Genomic DNA, 20,597 nt, shown 5'->3' with positions numbered 1-20,597 from the left:
GACAGCCGCCGGTATCAAGAACCGGTCCAGTTTCCGGGTCAATTTCTACCGGAAAGCGTGGAAGGTCGGCGAAAGCCATGAATGACGACCTGCCGATGATCGGCGTCCCACACGGCAAAAAGTTTAAACCGCGTAAAGAAGGTCGCGCCCATGTCTGATGTTTCGCTCACGCCCGCTCCCCAGTCTTCTGCCGCCAACGAGCCCCCGGTTCTCGGCTTCGTCGCGCTTGCACTGATGGTTTTCTTTGCGCCTGCCGGCGTCATCCTGGCCTATGTGGATCGTCCGAAGGCGGATGCGCTCCTGGCTTCGCACTATACCTACATGATCGGCACCTTCTGGAAGGGCCTGCTCTATTCGGCCATCTGCGTCGTGCTCTCCTTCGTGCTGATCGGCATTCTCGGCTTCTTCGTGGTGTCGATCTGGTATCTCGCCCGCTGCATCAAGAGCCTCGTCTACCTGATCCGCAACGAGACGATCACCGCGCCGCGCACCTGGCTGGTCTGATCCGCGAGGGCTGCGATCCGGCGTGGGCGCCGTTCCCCCGCGCCATTCCTTACCAATCACAAGAAACTTCCTTCGAGGGTGACATGACCATTCGCTCGACCCCGACGCTGCTGCGCGTCGTGATGCTGGCTGCTGCCGGCCTTCTCCTCGCTTCCTGTTCCGGGGAGCCGTCCGCATCCGACATCGAGGGCGCCATGAAACAGGCAATCGATGCCCAGATGAAGCAGGCCGCCGGCCTTGCCGCCGGTATCGGCGGCGGCAACGAGGCCGCCAACCGCATGATGGAGGAGATGGCCATCGAGATCAGCGATTTCGACAAGATCGGCTGCACGGCGGATGGCGAGAAAACCTATCGCTGCGATGTGCGCTACAGCGTGTCCGGCGGACCGATGAAGGTTCCGCCCCGCCCGCTCGCCGGCACCGTGCGGCTCGCCAGCACCGATGATGGCTGGGTGGTCCTCCCGTAAGCGCGTTTCCAGGAAAGACAGCACCATGACGACGACAGTTTCGAGAGCCGCCCTGATGGCCGGCCTGCTCCTTGCCGCGCCCGCAGCCTTTGCCGAGGATGCGGATACGACCTACATGACCGGCCATTTCACCTGCGGCGAAGCCCTTTACGACACCGACTGGGTGACGATGCGCGACCTGCAGGGCCAGGAGAGCACCACCGTCTATTTCCAGCGCAAGGAACAGGACCAGGTGCAATGGGTGGCCATGCGGGAGGGCGAAAGCGCCGAAGGCCACGGTCTTCTCGACGAGAACGGGGTCCTGCGCCTGCGCACCGCCCGGTCGGACAAGGGCATCGATGCGGTCTGGGTGGCGGGCGGACCGGCCGATGCGTGCCGCGCCTTCACCGTAACCTCCGCCGAGGCGCCGAAGAACCGCTTCGACACGCTGCTGGCGCTGCTCGATACGCCGGAGCCCACCGCCCAGCAGGCCGGCGAGGCGGCAACCGCGCTCGACAACCGGCCGATCATCTTCACCCTGGCCGAACTCGACCAGCGCGATTACATGCAGCGCCTCAGCGAAAAGGTGCCTGCCTTCTGGCAGCGCTATCGCGATGGTCTCAACCGGGCTTTCACCACCCTGCCGCTGACGGGGGATGCGGATATTGCCGCCTATGCGCAGACCGTCCGGGATGCGCTGTCGTCCGAGACGCTCGCGCCGTCGACCGATCCGCGTTTCGGCAACGGCTTCGACGAGATGAAGGCCATGCTGTCGCTTGCATCCGACCGGCTCGCCGAGACGGGTCAGCCGCTGGCCGCTGCTTTCGATCCCGCCGATACGCCGCTGTTCTGCAAGCGGCTCGGTGCGGTGCGGCAGATGCGCCAGGGCTATGCAAGGGTGGAAGACCTGTCCTTCGTGCTGGGCGTCAGCCTGGAGAACTGGACGCGGCCCCTCGCGGAGAATGTCGTGCGCGACCTGAAAAGCTGCGACGACCCGCAAAACCTGCTTTCCGATCTCACGGCGGAATGGCCGGATATCCAGCGCCGCCAGGCCATTCTGCAGACGCTCAAGCAGGAGCGTGATCGCCTGATCGCCCTGCCGCAGACGCTTGCCACGCTGCTGCAAACCCGCAATCTCACGCCGGACCGCGAGAAGGTGAATGTCAGCTACAACGACAATGCGCTTGTGGAGCGGGTGTTCGGCAAGGCCCTGCAGCCCCGGCGCGATCAGCTGTTCGACAGCGCCATGGCCGAACTGAAGGCCATGGGCACCGATGCGGGCGCGCCCGTTCCGGAGGCTGCCGCAAAGCTTCAGCAATCCTGCGAGGATCTGCGCTATCTCGACGGGCTGGCGGATGACAAGCGCACCGCGGCGGCCGATCTCTGCACCGAGACGCTGGCCACCGTGACGCGGAAAGAGACCGACGCCGTCGTGGCGAAGATCGACGCCGCCTTCAAGGATGCCGAACCGCTGACCGAGAAAGCCAAGGCGGCGATGAAGCTCTGCGAAGGCCTCTACCGGGAAAACCTCTCCGACGAGACCCGGAATGCCGCCAGCTCTGCCTGCCAGTCGGCCATGAATGCGCTGTCGGAGCGGGAAGAGGTCGCCCGGTGCGACAAGGCGGCTGCCGAGTCCGGCGCCGGCGAAGACCTGCTCGCCGCCTATATCCAGGTCAAGGGCAAGGGCATGGACGACCGGGCCACCATCCGCGATCTGGTCTGCAAGGTGGCGGAGCATGGCGACGATCAGATAACCTTCCGCACCGAAGGCATGCTGATGTGGAAGACGGAAGTGCTCGAATATCGCCGCAAGGCGCGTCCGGACAGCGTCATCGGTCTGGAAATGGCGCAGGACGAAAAGAGCGGCGACTGGAAAGGCGTCGCCTGGGCCGAGAACACGCCGGAAGAGGTTACCCGCATCACCCCCGCCGTTGCCACCGGCTGCATGATGGGGTCCGTCTCCGGCCGGGAATGCGACTGATCCCGACACGCGGGAGGGCCTCCACGGGGGCCCTCTCTCCTATCCGTTTTCTTTCGAACCATCCGGAGCCCCCTCATGCTGTCTGCCCCGCTGATCGCCCTCCTCGCGTCCACGCTCGTGCCGGACATGCCGCCCCCGCTGGAAGGGGACGTGATCTCGACGGGCAGCAACAAGTCGCCCGTCGCGACCATTTTCGAACGGTCGGATTTCGGCGGCGAGGCCTCCAAGTTGCGGGCGCGGGTGACCATCGACGCCGCCCGCGACTGGTGCGCCAACTGGCAGTCCGGGACCGAAGCCGAGATTGAAGATTGCGCCAAGGGCATCCTCGCCGGGCAGGCGGGCAAAGTCTACGAGAGCCGTGCTAATTGCGTCACCGGCGAGCTGTGGTCATGGGATGGCCGGAAATATCTCTTCGACGGCAAGGTCGAGGGCAGCGGCCTCTCCGATGGCGCCGTGGCCATCAAGGATGCGGAAACCGGCAAGCAGATCCCGACCGACAACGCCTCGAACGGCCTCGGCTATGCACTGGAATGGCTGGCCCTCTGCCCCTTCGGCAACCCCTATGACCGGGTGCCTGTGGAAACCCTGCTGCATGACGGGCCCGATCACGAGCCCTATGGCATGCCGGCCGGCCATAATGGTTCGGACATGTTCTTCGACCAGCGCCGGCAGATCATCTACTACACCAATCCGAAGGCCTCGATTTCCGGCACGATCAAGCCGAACACGGTGCTGTTTCACGGCTGGATAGCGCAGGGCGGAAACATGCAGGGCGTGGCCTATACCTACAAGAAGGGCTGCAAGCCCGCGCCCTACATCGTGCAGGGCTACGACCAGTATGGCGACCGGCTGGAACTCACCGGCAAGGCGCCGGTGCGCAAGGGATGCGACGTGGTCGGCTATTCGGACAAGAGCCCGAACGCCAAGCTCGTCTTCTATCTGGCGGAATAGGCCCGCCTCAGAGCAGGCCGCGCCGGGCGAGATTGGCCATCAATGCGCCGATGCCGAAGGTCCAGGGCTCGATCTCGTCGCTGCGGCCGACCCGGTTGACCAGCGCACCGAAGCTTGGCGAGGAAATCCTCACCTCGTCGCCCATGTGATGGGTGAAGCCGAGGCCCGGCGCATCCCGGTCCTTGACGGGGGCGAACATGGTGCCGAGGAACAGCAGGAAGCCATCGGGATACTGGTGCGAGCGGTTGATCGCCTGCCGCACCAGCTCGGACGGCTTGCGCGAGATGCGAGACATGTCGTTCGTGCCCGTGAGCGAAAAGCCGTCTTCGCCCGTTACCGACAGGCTCACCTCCGTCCGCTCCACATCGGCCATGGAAAACCGGTCGTCGAACAGGCGGATGAAGGGACCGACGGCGCAGGCGCCATTATTGTCCTTCGCCTTGCTCAGCAGGAGCGCCGAGCGCCCCTCCACGTCGCGCAGGTTGACATCGTTGCCGAGGCAGGCGCCGCGGATTTCCCCGCGCGCATTGACGGCGAGCACCACCTCCGGCTCGGGATTGTTCCAGGAGGAAATCGGGTTGATGCCCACCATCGCCCCGCAGCCGACGGCGGAAAGGGGCGCCGCCTTGGTGAAGATTTCCGCATCCGGCCCGATGCCCACTTCCAGATACTGCGACCAGTTGCCGGCCGCCTGCAGAACCGCCTTCACCCGGCCGGCCGCCTCCGATCCCGGCACGATGGCGCCCAGCTGGTCGCCGAGCACCTGCTTGAGCTGGCTGCGGATCGCCTCGGCGGCGGCCGGATCGCCCTTGGCGCGCTCCTCGATCACCCGTTCCAGCATGCTGTCGACGAAGGTCACGCCGGCCGCCTTCACCACCTGCAGGTCGCAAGGGGCGAGAAGCCGCCCGCGCGGCCCCCGGTTGCCGCCATCGGCGAGGACATCCTCGAGCGGCCCCACCGCCGGAAAGTGCTGCCCGGCGAGATCCAGCGCGCCCTCGCGGTTGAGAATGGCCGAGACCGTCGCGCCGAGCGCCGAGATATCGTAGAGCACGCCCTCCCGGACCGTCACGGGCAGGGGACCGTCCACGGCATCGAGCCAGATGCGCCCGATCAGGGTCGCGTGCGGTTCTGCGGGCAGGATTTCGGCAGGGGTGAGCATCATCGGCATCGCAATTCGTCCTCCTCGTTCCGGCCGCCAGCATAGAGGAAAAGCAGGGGCGGCGAGAAGCACCCGCAAGCTGCGGGCCGGATGGTTTTGCCTGCTGTTCGCTTGGTTAGGGGGTTCTTAATCTTTCTGGTTGAAAAACCACTAAGAATTCCCGTGTTTTTGGTTGAATATCGCGTACAGGGACACTGCATGATGCGGAGCACTTTCCTCCTTTCCTTCCTTCTTCTCTCGACCGTTTCCTTGCAGCAGGCGCTTGCAGGCGATGGCGAGCCCTTCTATGCGGGCGACTGGTCCCTGACGCTCGGCGGTTCCGTGGCCCATGGCCCGGAATTCGACGGCGCAAAGGGACGCAAGCTTCTGTTCGAGCCGATCATTTCGCTGGGCCGGCAGGGACAGACCACCCGCTTCTCGTCCCGCAACGACAGCGCCGGTTTCGGCCTCTTCGAGACGGAAAACGTCAAGGCCGGCATTGCCGGCAAGCTCATCACCGGCCGCCGTGCCGAGGATTCCGACGACCTGAAGGGTCTGCATGACGTGGAAATCGGCGTGGAAGCCGGCGCCTTTGCCGAAGTCTACCCGACCGAAAACATCCGCGCCCGGGCCGAGGTGCGGCAGGGCATCCGCAGCCATGACGGCCAGGTGGTCGATCTCGCCGTCGATGCCTTTGCCGATATCACGCCCGATGTGAGGATTTCCGCCGGTCCCCGCGCCACCTGGGCGTCCAAGGGCTATGGCAAGGTCTATTACGGCGTGAACGCGGCGGAATCGGCGGCCTCCGGTCTCGATCCCTATACGCCCGGCAGCGGCTGGCAGTCGGTGGGTGCGGGCGGTGCCATCACCTGGAAAGCCACCGAAAACGTCGATACGAGCCTCTTTGCCGAATATCGCCGCATGGTCGGCGTCGCGGCAGACAGCAGCCTCGTTCGCCAGAAGGGCTCGGAAGATCAGGTCACCATCGGCGTCTCCGCCACCTATCGTTTCGATTTCTCGCTGCGCTGATCGTCAGCCGCCAAGCCCGAGATAGCCGTAGACGGCACGGCGGATGCGCGCTTCGAGCGATGCGGGATCGGTCTCGCCGTAGAGCCCTGCCGCATCGGCCATCCCCCGGGTCAGCGCCGCCAGATCCCGCGCGGCGGTTGCCGGGTCGGCTATGCCATGGGCGGAGAGCGCCCGGGCGACAGTTTCGGCAATCTCCTGTTTCAGCGCCTGGGTTTCCGCGTCGAGCGGCAGCAGGCTTTCCGCATATTCGAGACTGGCCGCCAGCCGGGGACGGGCGAACTGGTGGTGCAGCGCGGCGCGGATCAGGCCGTCGAGCAACGTCTTCAGATCGGCCGTTCCCGCCTGCTCAGCCTGCCCTTCCAGCAGCACGATCAGTTCCGCGCGCTTGCGCCGGATGAGGGCCGCGAGCAGCGCCTCCTTGCCAGGAAAATACTGGTAGAGGCTGCCGATGCTGATGCCCGCCCGTTCCGCCACCAGATTGGTGTTGAGGGCCGATAGCCCGCCGCCCTCCAGAATGCGAGCCGCCGCTTCCAGGATGATCTCGACGGTCGCGGCAGACCGTGCCTGACGCGGATGTTTGCGGGCTTCGATGGGCTTTGCGGTGCGGGACATGGAATGCGAGTTGGAAATGTGAGCAATTGCTCGCACCATAGATCCGTTCCACCCATCCCGCAACCGGAGCGTCGTCCATGGATCCGCTGAAGCCCCGCCTTTCCGTTTTCGTCTGTCTGAGGGCGTTGCCGTCCTGGCTGCGCCTGCCACGGCCCGAGCGGGAGCGGATCGCGACGGCAGCGCTCTTGCCGGCGCTTGAGGGGCGGAGCGTGACCCTGCGCCATTTCGATGCGGAGGCCTTTTCCGCGGATTGTTCCGACATCGTGCTCTTCGAGGCGGAAGATGCGGTTCAATTCAATGGCGTGATGGAGGCGCTGCGCGATTCGCCGCTCTTTGCCGAGCCCTTCTTCGACCTGATCCGGATCATTCCGGCCATCGAGGACGGCTTCCGCCACTATGAGCGGAGTGGGGTGTGAAGGGGGTGGCCATGCGGATCGAGGGACAGAGGGTACTCGTCACCGGCGGCACCGCCGGAATAGGCCGGGACATCGCGTTGCAACTCGCGGCGCGGGGTGCGCGGGTGATCATCACCGGGCGGAACCGGGTCGCCGCCGAGTCGGTAATCGCGGCGGCGGGAGGGGCAATGGCCTTCATCGAGGCCGATCTCGCCGACCGGGAAGGACAGGAACGGCTGGTGGCCGAGGTCATGGCGCGCCATCCCGATCTGTCGATCCTCGTCAACAATGCGGGCGTGCAGGTGAACATGCCGGCGACGGGCCTTGGCGATGCGGGCCTGATGGCGGCCTTCCGCGCCGAAATCGAGCTCAATCTGGACGCGCCCATCGCGCTCGCCTTCGGTCTGATGCCCTTGCTGGCCCGGCAGCCGCGCGCGGCCATCGTCAATATGTCCTCGGGCCTTGCGCTGGCCCCGAAGCGGACCGCGCCGGTCTATTGCGCGACGAAGGCGGGGCTCAGCGCCTTCAGCCGCGCGCTGCGCTACCGCTGCGAGGATGCGGCGCCCCATGTGACCGTGCATGACGTGATCATGGCTTTCGTCGAGACGGGCATGACAGCGGGGCGCGGGCGGAACAAGATGCACCCTGCCGAGGCAGCCCGCGCGGTGATTGCGGGCCTCGAACGGGGAAAGCCGGAGATCGTCGTGGGAAAGGCCCGGCTTCTCGCCGCAATCAGCCGCCTGTCGCCGGCTCTTGCCCGTCGCATCCTGCGCGATGGCTGACCGCCTCCGTCCACAGGCCTGTTTCGATGAGGCTTGCAGATGTCGCATTCAGCCATGTGGTCGCGAATGAAATATGGTGTCTTGGGGACATCGAGGTGCCCGAAGGTTTTGACGAGCCGGAGGGACAATTGGGAAGCCGGTGACAACCCGGCGCTGCCCCCGCAACGGTAGCAGAACTGAACGGCGTCGAAAGACCACTGGGCGAAGGCCCGGGAAGGTGACGCAAGGTCCCCTCGGGGGACGGTTCTGGAGCCCGGAAACCAGCCTCGATGCGCTGAACTCGACTGATCGCGGTGGGCGAGCAGGAGGCGAATGGACATGCGGCCCCTCCGGCTGAGGGTGCGCCTGCGCCTGTCCATGCGTTTCCGGATCATCCGCCCGGCCGTCCCCGACCCATAAGGACCGACCATGGACATCCGTTCCGACATGCTTTCCCGGCTCCAGGCCCGCAAGCCCGGCTTTACCCTCGACCAGCCCTTCTATATCGATCCGGCCTATTTCCAGCAGGATCTGAACGAGATCTGGTACAAGGACTGGCTGTTCATCGGGCATGATTGCGAGCTGCCGAAGCCGGGCAATTTCATGACGGTGCAGGTCGGCGCCTATCCTGTGGTCCTCGTTCGCGACAATGACGGCGGCATCCGCGCCTTCCACAATTCCTGCCGCCATCGCGGCTCGCGGGTCTGCACCGAGCATCGCGGTTCGGCGGCCAAGCTCGTCTGCCCCTATCACCAGTGGACCTACGATCTCGACGGTTCGCTGCAATATGCCCGCCACATGGGCGAGAGCTTCGACAAGTCCACCTATGGCCTGAAGCCCGTCGCCTGCGAGCTCGCCGGCGGCTACATCTTCATCTCGCTCGCCGAGAAGCCGATGGATTTCGCCCCCTTCCGGGCTACCATGGAGCCCTATTTCCTGCCGCACCGGCTGCGCGATGCCAAGGTGGCTTACGAAAGCACTATCATCGAAAAGGGCAACTGGAAGCTCGTCTGGGAAAACAACCGCGAATGCTATCACTGCGCCGGCAACCATCCGGAACTCTGCAAGACCTATCCGGAAGCCCCGACCGCGACCGGCGTCAACGGTGCGGCGGATGATCCTGAAATCGTCGAGCACTGGGAAAAATGCGAGGCGCTCGGCCTGCCGAGCCGCTTTGCCATCGACCAGCGCGGCCAGTTCCGCACCGCCCGTATTCCGCTGCTGCGCGATGCGGTGAGCTACACCATGTCCGGCCGCAAGGCGGTGCAGATGCGGCTTTCCGACGACATCAACCAGGACCGCCTCGGCACGCTCCTGCTCTTCCACTACCCGACCACCTGGAACCACATTCTCTCCGACCATGCGGTGACCTTCCGCGTGCTGCCGATCAGCGCCACGGAAACTGCTGTCACCACCAAGTGGCTGGTGCACAAGGATGCGGTGGAAGGCATCGATTACCGGCTGGACGATCTCATCCATGTCTGGACCGAGACCAACGACCAGGACCGCCGGATCGTCGAGGAAAATGCCTTCGGCATCCAGTCGCCCGCCTATCAGCCCGGCCCCTATTCGGAAGCGCATGAGGGCGGCGTGGAGCAGTTCGTCGACTGGTATTCCCGCTTCATGCAGGAGCGTCTCGGCGGCAAGGCTCCGGCCTCGCTGCGCTCGGTCGCCTGAGGCCCGCCATGACGATGAAACCCTTCCTCGGGGAGGTGCCGCCGGCACTTCCCCTCGACGCGACCAGCCCCTGGAATGCCGCCCGGCAGATGCTCGTCTGCACGGCGGTCACCGACGAGGCGCCCGATGTGAAGACCTTCACCTTCGGCGTCGAGGGCGGCGGCTGGTTCAAATACATGCCGGGCCAGTTCATCACGGTGGAGCTTCGGGCGAAGGGCGGCGATCTCCATCGCACCTACACCATCTCCTCCACGCCCTCGCGGCCCTATGCGCTGTCGATCACCATCAAGGCGCAGCCCGGCAGCATCGGCACCCGCTGGATGTTCGATCATGTGGTGCCGGGTTCGCGCATCCGCGCCTATGGCCCGAACGGCCATTTCACGCTGGCGCGCAATCCGGCGGAGAAATACCTGTTCATTTCGGCCGGCTCCGGCATCACCCCCATGATGTCCATGCTGCGCTGGCTTTCCGATACCGCGCCTGCGACCGATGTGGTCTTCCTGAATTCGGCGCGCCGGCCGGAGGAAATCATATTCCGCGAGGAGCTGGAGCTGCTCGCCAAGCGCATGCCCAATCTCTCGCTCGGTTTCCTGCCGGAAGGCCGCTCCGTCGCCTCGCCCTGGGCGGGGCTGATGGGCCGCATCGACCGGCACAAGCTCGCCATGCTGGTTCCCGATTTCATGGGCCGCGAAATCTTCTGCTGCGGGCCGGATCCCTTCATGAAGGCGGTGAGCTCCATCGTCCGGCACGAGGGCTTCGACATGGGCCACTATCACCAGGAAAGCTTCGGCGCGACCTCGATCACCGGCAGCGTCGAGCGGCAGGCCCAGGCCAAGGCCGAGGGCGGCGCGGTGGACGGGCTCTCCGTCACCTTCCTCGGTGCCAATGACACGGCCCCCGCCAAGCCCGGCCAGACCATTCTCGAAACCGCGCGCAGCATCGGCGTGCGCATCCCGGCGGCCTGCGAAAGCGGCATTTGCGGCACCTGCAAGGTGCTGAAGCGGGAAGGGGAGGTGGACATGCACCATAATGGCGGCATCAGCCAGCAGGAGATCGATGCAGGTTACATCCTCGCCTGCTGCTCGCGCCCGCTCACCTCAGTCGAAGTGGAGGCCTGACCATGCACACGCACACCGGCACATCGTCCACCCTCACCGCCGAAGACCGCTTCTTCGCCTGGCTGCTCGCGCTTGGCGATCCCTGCAACATGGCGGAAGCCGCGAAGCGGGAAATCGACCGCATCGACCGGGACCGGGCAACGGATAGCGAAAGCCAGCGCCTGAAGGCTTTTCTGCTGCAGGCGGCCGCCTTCCAGCCGGTCGCCCCGCGCGGGCGGCGCCGGCATCTTCACTGAGAAGGCCGCGCCGGGCCATCCGGCGCGGTGAGGCAGGTCTCAGACAGGCTGGTCGAGCGTGATCGATTTCAGCTTGTCGATGCCGAGGGCCTGCAGCGCGAGCTTCTCGTAGAAGGGCTCCGACTTGCCGAGCTTCACCTTGTAGAGGAAGTATTTCTCGAAGCCGACCTTGGCGGCATGGACCCATTTGCCGGACGAGGACCAGTTGACGTTGCGCGGCGGGATCTGCGGCTGCGCCACGAAGGCAATGCCCCCGTCACCGAAATCGGCCAGGCAGACCGCATTCCAGGTGCCCTGCGCATTGGCCGTCTTGCCCTCGAGCCGGCGGGCGATGTTGTGGGCTGTCGCCGTCACCATGCTTTCGATCATGAAGCCGGTTTTCGGCACGCCGACCGGCACGGGCGTCTTGCCCATCGGCGGAATGGCGACACCGACGCCGACCGCGAAGATATCGGGATAGGTCGGGTTCTGCTGGTGCTTGTCGACCAGCACGAAACCGCGCGGATTGACGAGACCCTCGATGTCACGCACGGCCGCGACGCCCCTGAAGGCGGGCAGCATCATGGTGAAGACGGAGGGGATCTCGTGCACGGCCTTGACGCTGCCGTCCTCGTTGATTTCCTCGGCGGTCACGCCCTTCTCGTCGAAAGCCTTCACCCGGGCATTGGTGATCCACTTGATGTGGTGGTTGCGCAGCTCGCTTTCGAGCAGACCCTTGGTATCGCCCACGCCGTCGAGACCGAGATGGCCGATATAGGGCTCGGAAGTCACGAAGGTCATCGGCACCCGGTCGCGTACCTTGGCGTCGCGCAGCGCCTTGTCGAGGATGAAGGCGAATTCATAGGCCGGGCCGAAACAGGAGGCGCCCTGCACCGCGCCGATCACGACAGGGCCGGGATTGGCGACGAGCTTGCGGAAGGCATCCCGCGTCATCAGCGCATGGTCGATATGGCAGACCGACTGGGTGTGGGCCTGCGGCCCGAAGCCGGGAATTTCGTCGAAGGCCAGTTCCGGGCCGGTCGACAGCACCAGATAATCATAGGACAGGCTGCTGCCATCCATGAGCGTGATGCGCTTTTCGGCCGGATGCACCCGCTCTGCGCCTTCGGGGCGAAGCGTGATGTTGCGGCGCGCGCAGGCGGCCGAAAGTTCCACCTCGATATCCTCCCGATCCCGCCAGCCGACGGCCACCCAGGGGTTGGAGGGGACGAAGGAATAGGTCGTGCCCTTGCTGACCAGCGTAATCTTCACATCCGCCGGAACCTGGTCCCGGAGTTCGTAGGCCATGATCGTGCCGCCAAGGCCCGCTCCCAAAACGACGATTTCAGTCATGCGCGTCTCCTCCAAAAAAGCTATTTACATACAAACATACGTAGATACAGAAATCAATTGATTATTGGATGACATTGTTACATCATGGACGAAAGGCGAAGGCCTGCCGGCACAAAAGCCCGCCGCCGCGGGTCCAAGGTCGGCCTTAGACCCCTTCGCGACAGAGAGACGGAGGTTCCGAAACGCCATGTCCCGTATCGTTCCCTGCCCCGCCTGCGGCCAGATGAACCGACTTGCGGAGGGCCGAACCGCTGCAGGCGCGCACTGCCCGGCCTGCAAGGCCGTGCTTTTCGACGGCAAGCCGCTCACCCTTCACCGCGCCAATTTCGACCGGCAGATCAAGTCGCCGGACCTGCCTGTCATCGTGGATTTCTGGGCGTCCTGGTGTGGCCCCTGCCGGGCCATGGCCCCGGTCTTTGAGCGGGCCGCCGCCGACTATGGCGACCGCTTGCGCTTCGCCAAGGTGGAGACCGATGCGGAGCAGGAGCTCGCCGCCCGCTACCAGATCCGCTCCATTCCGACGCTGATCCTGTTTCGGGGCGGCCGCGAGATCGACCGGGTCAGCGGAGCCCTTGGCGCAGGGGATCTGCGCGCCTTCATCGGCCGGCACGGCATCACGCCCGCCGGCCAGCACGCCTGACGGAAACGGAGACTGACATGCATATGGACTGGAAGGATTTCATCGCCGGCCTCAATGGCCCGCTCGGCGATCTGAGGGCCGGCGCGCCCGATGTGATGAAGGCCTTTTCCGCCATCGCCCAGGCGGCGCTGAAACCCGACGCGCTCGACCGGAAGACGAAGGAACTGATCGCGCTCGGCATCAGCGTCGCGATCCGCTGCGACGATTGCATCGCCTTCCACACCAAGGCCGCGGCGGCGGAAGGCGCGACCCGGGAAGAGGTCCTGGAAACGCTGGGCATGGCGATCTACATGGGCGCTGGCCCCTCTGCCATGTATGCCGGCCACGCGCTCGAGGCCTTCGACCAGATGAAGCCGAAGACGGCCTGAGGCTCAGGCCTCTTTCGTCCGGGCCGGTGCCGGGGCGGGTGCCGCTTCGGCGGCGGGTGCTGCAGCTTCGGTTGCGGCAGCGCCGTTCTCGCCGCCTTCGGCGCCATAGGCCTGAAGAATCGCCTCGCGGATTTCCGCCTCGATCGCCATGCGGTCGCCGTCTTCCAGAGTCTTGAAATCGGACTCGGTCAGCTTGTGCTTTTCGAGGATCTGCGCCCGGATGCGTTCGGCAAGCGTCATCTTCGAAAGCTTGGTGAATTCCGCCTCCGGCGTGTCGGAGCCATCCTCGCCGCTCTGGCCGGCGCTCTGGATGCTCCAGAAGGCAGCCGAAAGCTTGGATTTCGCGGCATGGCCCGTCTCGGAGCCGCCGGACAGCTGCACGGGCGGCGTCTGGGCGGCCGCCCCGGCCTTTTCTTCCTGAGCCTGCATCCTCTGATTGCCGATCGACGGCGTCTGGCGGATGGAATAGCGATCGATGCCTATCATGGAAAAATCCCCCGGAAGTGGTGTCCGGGGGAAATTGGCAAGCGAAGCTTGTGCAGAGCTTGCAACCAAAGCGGGGAATTACCCCCTTATTTTGGGTATTGTTCGCTTCGCTGGTCAGGCCGTTTTCAGCACCCGCTTTGCGGCGACAGGAACGAGGAACACCATCAGCGCCGCAATCAGGAAGAAGGCCGAAAGCGGGTGGCTGATGAAGACGGTCGCATCGCCCTGGCTGATCATCAGCGCCCGGCGGAACTGTTCCTCCGCGAGCGGCCCGAGGATGAGGCCGATGATGGCGGGGGCCACGGGGAAACTGTAGCGCCGCATCAGGAAGCCGACGAGGCCGAGGACGAACAGCATCACCAGATCGACCACCGACCGGTTGAGGCCATAGACCCCGAGGCCGGAGAAGACCATGATGCCGCCATAGAGCAGCGGGGCGGGAATGGCGAGCAGCCGCACCCAGAGACCCACCAGCGGCAGGTTCAGCACGAGCAGCAGGAAATTGCCCACGTATAGGCTGGCGATCAGCCCCCAGATCAACGGTCCGGAGGCGGTGAAGAGCTGCGGCCCCGGCTGCAATCCATATTGCTGGAAGGCGACGAGCAGGATGGCCGCGGTTGCCGAGGTCGGCAGGCCGAGGGTGAGGAGCGGCACAAGCACGCCGGCCACGGCCGCATTGTTCGCCGCTTCCGGCCCTGCCACGCCCTCGATGGCGCCATGCCCGAATTCTTCCGGCTTCTTCGCCAGCCGCTTTTCGAGGAAGTAGGAAAGGAAGGTGGGGATCTCCGTTCCCCCCGCCGGCAGGACGCCGAAGGGGAAGCCGAGCGCGGTGCCCCGAAGCCAGGGCTTCCAGGAGCGGCTCCATTCTTCCCGCGTCATGAACAGCGAGCCCTCCACCGGGGAAATCACGCTGTCGCGCAGGTCGCGCCGGGAGGCGATGTGCAGGGCTTCCCCCACCGCGAAGAGCCCGACCGCGACCACCACGATGTCGATGCCGTCATAGAGCGCAGGAATGCCGAAGGAGAGGCGGGTCTGTCCGGTCAGCAGGTCGATGCCCACGAGCCCGATCCCGAAGCCGAGGAACAGGCTGGTCAGCCCCCGCGTCAGCGAGCTGCCGAGCAGGGCGGAGGCGGCGGTGAAGGCAAAGACCATCAGCGCGAAATATTCCGCCGGCCCGAAGCGCAGCGCGAGCTTGACGAAGACGGGGGCGAGGAAGGTGAGCAGCAGCGTGCCGATGGTGCCGGCGACGAAGGAGCCGATGGCCGCCGTCGAAAGCGCGGCCGCGCCACGCCCCTTGCGCGCCATCACATTGCCTTCCACCGCCGTGATGATCGAGCCGGATTCGCCGGGCGTGTTGAGCAGGATCGACGTGGTGGAAGAGCCGTACATCGCCCCGTAATAGAGCCCGGCAAACATGATGAAGGCGCCCGTCGGGTCGAGTTTGGAGGTGACCGGCAGCAGCAGCGCGATGGTGAGCGCGGGGCCGATGCCCGGCAGGATGCCGATCAGCGTGCCGAGCGTGACGCCGACCATGCACCAGAGCAGGTTGATGGGGACGAAGGCGGTCTCGAATCCCTGGAGGAGATAGGACAGTGCTTCCATGTCAGAGAACTCCCGCAAACAGGCCGGCAGGAAGCTGCAGGTCGAGAAGGCGCGTGAAGACGGCAAAGGCCACCGCGCCGAGCAGAAGGCCGATGATGCCGTCGCGGATCAGGCGCGGGCTGCCGAAGCCGCGCGCCACCGCCGTGAACAGCAGGGTTGCGGCCAGCACGAAGCCCAGCGTCTCAAGCGTGAGGATGAAGAGGACAAAGCCGAGGCCGACGGTGGCGAGCGCCCGGAAATCCGTCTCTTCCGTGTCCGGCACCAGCCGGTCGGGATCGCCTGTCACGGCCTTCCACACGAAGAACACGCCGAGCGCCCCGATGACGAGGGCCGCCGCATAGGGAAAGACCTGCGGGCCGACCTTGGAATAGGTGGGCGCGATCTTCATGCCCGCCGTCGAGATGACCGTCAGAACCGACAGGCCCACAAGACCGAGGCCGACCCAAAGGCCGGCCCCCGCCTTGAACAGAAACGAGCTGTTCATCTTGCCTGTCCTTACTGCACGAGGCCGATGGATTTCAGCGTTTCGCTGACCCGGGCATTCTCCTCGGCGATCAGCTTGCCGAAATCGTCGCCGGGCAGGTAGAGGTCGGTCCACTTCTTCTCTTCGAGAACCTTCTTCCAGGCATCGGACTTCACGGCCTTCTCCACCGTTTCGGCGAGAGCGGCCTTCTGCTCGTCGGTAATGCCGGGGGCAGCGACGATGCCGCGCCAGTTGGCGAGCTCCACGTCGACACCCTGTTCCTTCAGCGTCGGCGCGTCGATGCCGGCCACCTTTTCCGGGGCGGTGATGCCGAGCACGCGAAGTTCACCGGCGGCGATCTGCGATTCCCATTCGCTATAGCCGGAAATGCCGGCTGTCACGTGGCCACCGAGGATCGCCGCCAGCGCCTCGCCGCCGCCCGAGAAGGGGACATAGTTGAGCTTGGTCAGGTCGATGCCGGCGGATTTGCCGATCAGGCCGGCAATGATGTGGTCCGTGCCGCCGGCCGAGCCGCCGCCCCAGGCGACCGCGCCCGGATCGGCCTTCAGCTTCTCGATCAGTTCGCCCATGGTCTTGATCGGCGAGGCCGCCGGAACCACCACCACCTCGTATTCGCCCGTCAGCCGGGCAATGGGGGTGACTTCGGTGAGGGTGTTGGGCGCATTGTTCGTGAGCACGGCGCCGACCATGACGAGGCCGGTGATCATCACCGCGCCGCCATTGCCCTTTTCCTTGCCGGCAAGCTGCGCGAGACCGACCGTGCCACCCGCACCCGCCACATTTTCCACCGTCACGGTGCCGGCCAAGCCAGCGGAGCGGATCACGCCTTCCAGCGCGCGGCCCGTCTGGTCCCAGCCGCCGCCGGGCTTGGCGGGAACGATGATCTTCAGGCTTTCAGGACCTTCGGCAAGGGCCGGTGCGGCAAAGCCGAGGGCGAGGCCGGCGGCGACGATGCTGCCGATGAAGACGCGTCTTTTCATGGGTTTTTTCCTCCCTTTGCGCCGGAAAGTCCCCTCCCGGGACCGGTTTCCGGCTTGGTTGACAAGCTGTCGAGCCCTCAATAGCCTCGGTTCCTGTCAACAAGCTGTCATGGGTGGAGAGGCCTGTTGCGGGAGGAAAATGCGTATTCTGGTGGTCGAGGACACGCCCGACGTGGGGGAAGCCATCGCGGCTTGCATCTCGCGGCTGGGCCATGCGGTCGATTGGGAAAAGACCGGGGAGGGCGCGGAAGATGCGCTCGCCGTGCAGTCCTATGACCTCGTCATTCTCGATGTGATGCTGCCCGGGCGGAACGGCTTCCAGGTGCTGGAAACCATCCGCCGGATGAAGCCCTCGCCGCCCGTTCTCGTGCTGACGGCCCGCTCCATGGTGGAGGATCGCGTCACCGCGCTCGATCTCGGTGCCGACGACTATCTGGTGAAACCCTTCGATTTTCGCGAGCTGGAAGCCCGGGTGCGGGCGCTGCTCCGCCGCATCGGCGGCCCGCAATCGGCCCGCATCGAGATGGGCGACGTGGTGCTCGATCAGGTGGCCCGCGCCGTGCATGTGGATGGCGCGCGCGCCGAACTCACCCGCCGGGAAATCGCGCTTCTCGAAGTGCTGATGTCCCGTCCCGCCAAGGTTTTCTCCAAGGCGGAGCTGATCGACCAGCTCTTCGGTTTCGGGGAGGAGCCGGCGGAAAACGTGATCGAGCTCTATGTGGCGCGGCTGCGGCGCAAGCTCGGCTCCGAGCGGATGGAAATCCGCACCCTGCGCGGCCTCGGCTATCAGGCCGTCCTCCATGAAGACTAGGCGTCCCTCGCTTTTCCGCCGCCTGTTCGGGGCCGTGGCGCTGGTGCTGGCCATCGGGGCCGTGCTGCTCTTGTGGCTGGCGCGGGATTATGCCGGACGGGCCGCCGACGAGGCCTATGACAGCCTGCTGGCCGGCGCCGCCGCCCAGATCGCCGAGACGGTGCGGCAGGGGGAGGCGGGGCTAGAGGTCGACATTCCCGTGAGCGCGCTCGATCTCCTGTCCGTCTTTCGCCAGGAACGGGTCTATTACCGGGTGATCGCCGCCGATGGCACCACGCTGACGGGCTATGACGACCTGCCGGTCGACCCGGCCAGGCTCGCCGCGCTTGCCGCCAGTCCGACCGGCGGGCGTGACCCGGTCGAGGTCTGGACCGCGCCCTTCAAGGGTGGCCCGGTGCGGTTCGCCGCACTCCGCCACCGGGTGGTGCTGGCGGGCGCCCCCAGCCATGCGGTCGTGGTGGTCGGTCATTCCACCGATTCGCGGGTGGCGCTCGCCAAGCGCCTGACATTGCAGGTCAGCGTGGTGATTGCCGTGATGAGCCTTCTGGCGCTTGCCGGTTCGGCGCTGGCGGCGCGCTATGCGCTCCTGCCGCTCCGCCGCATCGGTCAGGCGCTCAACCGGCGGGATCCGAACGATCTCACCCCGCTGGTGCTCGATACGCCGCGGGAAATCGAGGGGCTGGTCCAGTCGATCAACCGCTTCATGGAGCGGCTCTCCCACCGGCTCGGGGCCATCCAGCGGCTGATCGCCGATGCCGCCCATCAGATCCGCACCCCGGTCGCGGCGCTGGCCGGACAGCTCGAGATGATTCGCGGCGCCGAAGATCCCGCCTCCACGCGCCGCCATCTGGAACAGGCGGAGCGGCGCGCCGCCCAGCTCGGCCGGCTCACCAACCAGCTTCTCGCCCAGGCGGCGGTCGCCCATCGCGCCGAGGCGGTGGCCAAGACCGGCTTCGATCTCGCCGAGGTGGTGCGGCAGGCGGCGGCCGACAGCATTCCCGCCTGGATGGAGCGGGACATTACCGTTTCCGCCGACGGCCTAGACCGGCCCTGCCCGATGACCGGCGATCCGCTGTCCATCGGGGAGGCGGTGCGCAACCTGCTCGACAATGCGGTGCGCCACGGGGCCACCTCGGCCCTCGACATCCGCCTCGACCGGCAGGACGAGGCGATCCGTCTGGTGATTGCCGATGACGGGCCGGGGATCGCTGCGTCGCTCCTGCCGGATATAACCCGCCGCTTCGTCCGGGGGGAAACCGGCGTCTATGGCTCCGGCCTCGGGCTTGCCATCGTCAAGGACGTCGCCGACCAGCACGGCGCGGACCTCACCTTCGCGCGGGACAGCCGCGGCTTCTTTGCCGTCAGCCTCGTTTTCCCCTCGCACAGGGAGCCCGCATGATCGCTGTCGTTCGCCTGCTGACTGTCCTTTCCGTTCTTGCCTGTCCGGTGCTGGCGGCGGAAAATCGCTATGAATTCAAGGCGCGCGTGCAGCCCGCGCGGTCGCTTGTCATCGAGGCTTCCGGCGACATCGAGGTCATCCGCCCGCTGATCGTCGCCTTCCAGTCGGACTATCCGGATGTGGACGTCACCTATGGCGACAGCCTCACCAACGAACTCTTCGACCGGCTGCGCGCCACCTGCGATGGGACTGGCCCCATGGCGGATCTGGTCTTCTCCTCCTCCGTCGACCACATGGTGCGGCTGGCCAATGACGGTTGCGCTGCCGCCTACCGGTCGCCGGAAACGGAGCGCATGCCCGATTACAACCGGTGGCGGGATGCGGTGTTCGGCTTCAGCTTCGAACCGGCCGTCATCGTCTATAACAGGCAGAAGGTGCCGGCGGCCGACATTCCCCGTAACCGCGACCAGCTGATCGATCTCATCCGCCGCAAGCCCGAAACCTATGCGGGCAAGATCGGCACCTACGATATCGCCGCCTCCGGCATCGGCTATCTCTTCGGCTTTTACGATGCGGAGCAATCGAGCGCCTTCGGGCGGCTGATCGAGGCGCTGGGCCGGGCCGATGCGCGGCGGTTCTGCTGCACGGGAGAGCTTTTGTCCGGCATCGAAAGCGGCGACGTGCTGATCGGTTACAACCTGCTCGGCTCCTATGCGGCGGCCCGCATGGCGGAGGGAGCGCCCGTGGGTATCGTGCTTCCGTCCGATTATACGCTGGTGCTCTCGCGCGCGGCCTTCCTGCCGGTGCGGGCGCAAAATCCCGGGAATGGGCGGCTGTTCCTGGATTTTCTCCTGTCCGAAAAGGGGCAGCGCGTGGCGGCGCAGAGCTTCCATTTTTCGGAGAAGGGGCCGCTGCCTGTGGGCGTCGAGGGACCGGACAAGGCCGACCTGCAGGGTGTGTTCCGCCCGATCCCGATCAGCCCCTCGCTGATCCTCGTCACGGACCGGCAGAAGCGGCGGCAGTTTCTGGAACAGTGGCAGCAGGCTTTCGGCGTGAAGTGAAAAGTTTACGGCCGTAAACTCTGGCTCTCATGCGCCCATCATCCCGGCCACACTGTCGGCCACGATGCCTTCCAGCGGCTGGTCGATGCGGACCGTAATCGCCCTTTCGCCGGGCGCGGGCGGTTCGAGCGCCTGAAACTGGCTGTCGAGCAGGGTGGCCGGCATGAAATGGCCGGTGCGCCGGCCCATCCGTTCCGCGATCAGGCTTTTCTCGCCTTGGAGGTAAAGAAAGGTCACGGGTGTGCCGGCGCTTTCGCGGATGCGGTCCCGGTAGCGGCGCTTCAGGGCCGAGCAGCCGATCAGCACCGTTCCGGGCGTGCGGCGAAGGGTTTCGCCCACCTGTTCCAGCCAGGGCCAGCGGTCGTCGTCGGTCAGGGGAATGCCGGCGCTCATCTTGTCGATATTGGCGGGCGGATGCAGCGCGTCTCCATCGATATAGGGAGCACCGAGACGGGCGGACAGCGCCTCGCCGACCGAGGTCTTGCCGGAGCCGGAGACGCCCATGATCACGAATTTCATCCTGCCTCCCTGCGCCGCGCGGCGGGTCGAATCGAAAAGGGGCCGTTTCCGGCCCCCTTCCTGTCTG

23 protein-coding genes and 1 riboswitch are annotated in these 20,597 nt (G+C 65.7%); of the genes, 15 read left to right on the top strand and 8 right to left on the bottom strand.

Features of this window, described 5'->3' with window-relative positions; all coding sequences use genetic code 11:
* The first annotated feature begins 150 nt into the window (after nucleotides 1–150).
* The 4 genes from ACT54B_RS18970 (at nucleotide 151) to ACT54B_RS18955 (ending at nucleotide 3,882) form a co-directional block, all read left to right on the top strand.
* Complete coding sequence (locus ACT54B_RS18970; RefSeq protein WP_476047187.1) at nucleotides 151–504, top strand: DUF4870 family protein; 354 nt, start codon at nucleotides 151–153, stop codon at nucleotides 502–504.
* A gap of 83 nt (nucleotides 505–587) precedes the next feature.
* The gene (locus tag ACT54B_RS18965; RefSeq protein WP_476047186.1) at nucleotides 588–971 is read left to right on the top strand and encodes a hypothetical protein; all 384 of its coding nucleotides are present in this window, start codon (nucleotides 588–590) and stop codon (nucleotides 969–971) included.
* 25 nt (nucleotides 972–996) lie between these two features.
* Complete coding sequence (locus ACT54B_RS18960; RefSeq protein ID WP_476047184.1) at nucleotides 997–2,931, top strand: hypothetical protein; 1,935 nt, start codon at nucleotides 997–999, stop codon at nucleotides 2,929–2,931.
* A 75-nt stretch (nucleotides 2,932–3,006) separates the two neighbouring features.
* Nucleotides 3,007–3,882, top strand: coding sequence for a hypothetical protein (locus tag ACT54B_RS18955; protein WP_476047182.1), 876 nt, complete (start codon nucleotides 3,007–3,009; stop codon nucleotides 3,880–3,882).
* A gap of 7 nt (nucleotides 3,883–3,889) precedes the next feature.
* Here ACT54B_RS18955 and ACT54B_RS18950 read toward each other — a convergent pair whose 3' ends face one another.
* Complete coding sequence (locus ACT54B_RS18950; protein WP_476047180.1) at nucleotides 3,890–5,050, bottom strand: fumarylacetoacetate hydrolase family protein; 1,161 nt, start codon at nucleotides 5,048–5,050, stop codon at nucleotides 3,890–3,892.
* A 189-nt stretch (nucleotides 5,051–5,239) separates the two neighbouring features.
* On the opposite strand from ACT54B_RS18950, the gene ACT54B_RS18945 reads away from it, so the two are divergent.
* Nucleotides 5,240–6,049 (top strand): MipA/OmpV family protein, encoded by an 810-nt coding sequence (locus tag ACT54B_RS18945; RefSeq protein WP_476047178.1) that lies wholly within the window; start codon nucleotides 5,240–5,242, stop codon nucleotides 6,047–6,049.
* 3 nt (nucleotides 6,050–6,052) lie between these two features.
* Here the strand turns inward: ACT54B_RS18945 and ACT54B_RS18940 are convergent, their stop codons facing one another.
* Nucleotides 6,053–6,700 carry a TetR/AcrR family transcriptional regulator gene (locus tag ACT54B_RS18940; RefSeq protein ID WP_476047177.1) on the bottom strand — a complete coding sequence of 216 codons (648 nt, stop codon included), beginning with the start codon at nucleotides 6,698–6,700 and terminating at the stop codon, nucleotides 6,053–6,055.
* Nucleotides 6,701–6,738: 38 nt separating this feature from the next.
* Here ACT54B_RS18940 and ACT54B_RS18935 point away from each other — a divergent pair, with 38 nt between their 5' ends.
* From ACT54B_RS18935 to ACT54B_RS18915, 5 genes are all read left to right on the top strand, one after another.
* Nucleotides 6,739–7,077 carry a darcynin family protein gene (locus ACT54B_RS18935; protein WP_476047175.1) on the top strand — a complete coding sequence of 113 codons (339 nt, stop codon included), beginning with the start codon at nucleotides 6,739–6,741 and terminating at the stop codon, nucleotides 7,075–7,077.
* A gap of 11 nt (nucleotides 7,078–7,088) precedes the next feature.
* Nucleotides 7,089–7,838, top strand: a complete 750-nt coding sequence (locus tag ACT54B_RS18930; protein WP_476047173.1) for an SDR family oxidoreductase — start codon at nucleotides 7,089–7,091, stop codon at nucleotides 7,836–7,838.
* A 76-nt stretch (nucleotides 7,839–7,914) separates the two neighbouring features.
* Nucleotides 7,915–8,121: riboswitch (cobalamin riboswitch) on the top strand.
* A gap of 125 nt (nucleotides 8,122–8,246) precedes the next feature.
* Nucleotides 8,247–9,494, top strand: coding sequence for an aromatic ring-hydroxylating oxygenase subunit alpha (locus ACT54B_RS18925; protein ID WP_476047171.1), 1,248 nt, complete (start codon nucleotides 8,247–8,249; stop codon nucleotides 9,492–9,494).
* 8 nt (nucleotides 9,495–9,502) lie between these two features.
* Nucleotides 9,503–10,612, top strand: a complete 1,110-nt coding sequence (locus tag ACT54B_RS18920; RefSeq protein WP_476047169.1) for an FAD-binding oxidoreductase — start codon at nucleotides 9,503–9,505, stop codon at nucleotides 10,610–10,612.
* A 2-nt stretch (nucleotides 10,613–10,614) separates the two neighbouring features.
* A complete protein-coding gene (locus tag ACT54B_RS18915) occupies nucleotides 10,615–10,848 on the top strand; it encodes a hypothetical protein (protein ID WP_476047167.1) in 234 nt (77 codons plus the stop codon).
* Nucleotides 10,849–10,887: 39 nt separating this feature from the next.
* Here ACT54B_RS18915 and ACT54B_RS18910 read toward each other — a convergent pair whose 3' ends face one another.
* Nucleotides 10,888–12,180: an NAD(P)/FAD-dependent oxidoreductase gene (locus ACT54B_RS18910; protein ID WP_476047166.1), complete on the bottom strand. Its 1,293-nt coding sequence runs from the start codon at nucleotides 12,178–12,180 to the stop codon at nucleotides 10,888–10,890.
* 187 nt (nucleotides 12,181–12,367) lie between these two features.
* Here ACT54B_RS18910 and trxC point away from each other — a divergent pair, with 187 nt between their 5' ends.
* Both trxC and ACT54B_RS18900 read left to right on the top strand, forming a co-directional pair.
* The gene (trxC, locus tag ACT54B_RS18905) at nucleotides 12,368–12,820 is read left to right on the top strand and encodes a thioredoxin TrxC (RefSeq protein ID WP_476047164.1); all 453 of its coding nucleotides are present in this window, start codon (nucleotides 12,368–12,370) and stop codon (nucleotides 12,818–12,820) included.
* Between the two features lie 17 nt (nucleotides 12,821–12,837).
* Nucleotides 12,838–13,188 carry a carboxymuconolactone decarboxylase family protein gene (locus tag ACT54B_RS18900; RefSeq protein ID WP_476047163.1) on the top strand — a complete coding sequence of 117 codons (351 nt, stop codon included), beginning with the start codon at nucleotides 12,838–12,840 and terminating at the stop codon, nucleotides 13,186–13,188.
* A 3-nt stretch (nucleotides 13,189–13,191) separates the two neighbouring features.
* Here the strand turns inward: ACT54B_RS18900 and ACT54B_RS18895 are convergent, their stop codons facing one another.
* The 4 genes from ACT54B_RS18895 to ACT54B_RS18880 all read right to left on the bottom strand — a co-directional run bounded on the left by ACT54B_RS18895 (nucleotide 13,192) and on the right by ACT54B_RS18880 (nucleotide 16,740).
* The gene (locus ACT54B_RS18895; protein ID WP_476047161.1) at nucleotides 13,192–13,674 is read right to left on the bottom strand and encodes a hypothetical protein; all 483 of its coding nucleotides are present in this window, start codon (nucleotides 13,672–13,674) and stop codon (nucleotides 13,192–13,194) included.
* 114 nt (nucleotides 13,675–13,788) lie between these two features.
* Nucleotides 13,789–15,276, bottom strand: coding sequence for a tripartite tricarboxylate transporter permease (locus ACT54B_RS18890; protein ID WP_476047160.1), 1,488 nt, complete (start codon nucleotides 15,274–15,276; stop codon nucleotides 13,789–13,791).
* 1 nt (nucleotide 15,277) lies between these two features.
* Entirely contained in the window at nucleotides 15,278–15,760 is a 483-nt protein-coding gene (locus tag ACT54B_RS18885; RefSeq protein ID WP_476047158.1) for a tripartite tricarboxylate transporter TctB family protein, read from the bottom strand.
* A gap of 11 nt (nucleotides 15,761–15,771) precedes the next feature.
* On the bottom strand, nucleotides 15,772–16,740 hold the full coding sequence (locus ACT54B_RS18880) for a tripartite tricarboxylate transporter substrate binding protein (RefSeq protein ID WP_476047156.1): 969 nt from the start codon (nucleotides 16,738–16,740) through the stop codon (nucleotides 15,772–15,774).
* 139 nt (nucleotides 16,741–16,879) lie between these two features.
* Here ACT54B_RS18880 and ACT54B_RS18875 point away from each other — a divergent pair, with 139 nt between their 5' ends.
* From ACT54B_RS18875 to ACT54B_RS18865, 3 genes are read left to right on the top strand one after another with little or no spacing between them, the layout of a single operon-like run.
* Entirely contained in the window at nucleotides 16,880–17,551 is a 672-nt protein-coding gene (locus tag ACT54B_RS18875) for a response regulator transcription factor (protein WP_476047155.1), read from the top strand.
* Nucleotides 17,541–18,950, top strand: coding sequence for a sensor histidine kinase (locus tag ACT54B_RS18870; protein ID WP_476047154.1), 1,410 nt, complete (start codon nucleotides 17,541–17,543; stop codon nucleotides 18,948–18,950). Before ACT54B_RS18875 ends, ACT54B_RS18870 begins: the two co-directional genes overlap by 11 nt.
* Nucleotides 18,947–20,011, top strand: a complete 1,065-nt coding sequence (locus ACT54B_RS18865; RefSeq protein WP_476047153.1) for an ABC transporter substrate-binding protein — start codon at nucleotides 18,947–18,949, stop codon at nucleotides 20,009–20,011. Before ACT54B_RS18870 ends, ACT54B_RS18865 begins: the two co-directional genes overlap by 4 nt.
* 27 nt (nucleotides 20,012–20,038) lie before the next feature.
* Here the strand turns inward: ACT54B_RS18865 and ACT54B_RS18860 are convergent, their stop codons facing one another.
* A complete protein-coding gene (locus ACT54B_RS18860) occupies nucleotides 20,039–20,530 on the bottom strand; it encodes a gluconokinase (RefSeq protein ID WP_476047151.1) in 492 nt (163 codons plus the stop codon).
* Nucleotides 20,531–20,597: the final 67 nt, after the last annotated feature.

Source organism: Gellertiella sp. DMC107 (assembly GCF_056313605.1).
Note: the sequence above shows the minus strand (reverse complement) of the source record. Positions and strands in the feature narration are given on the sequence as shown.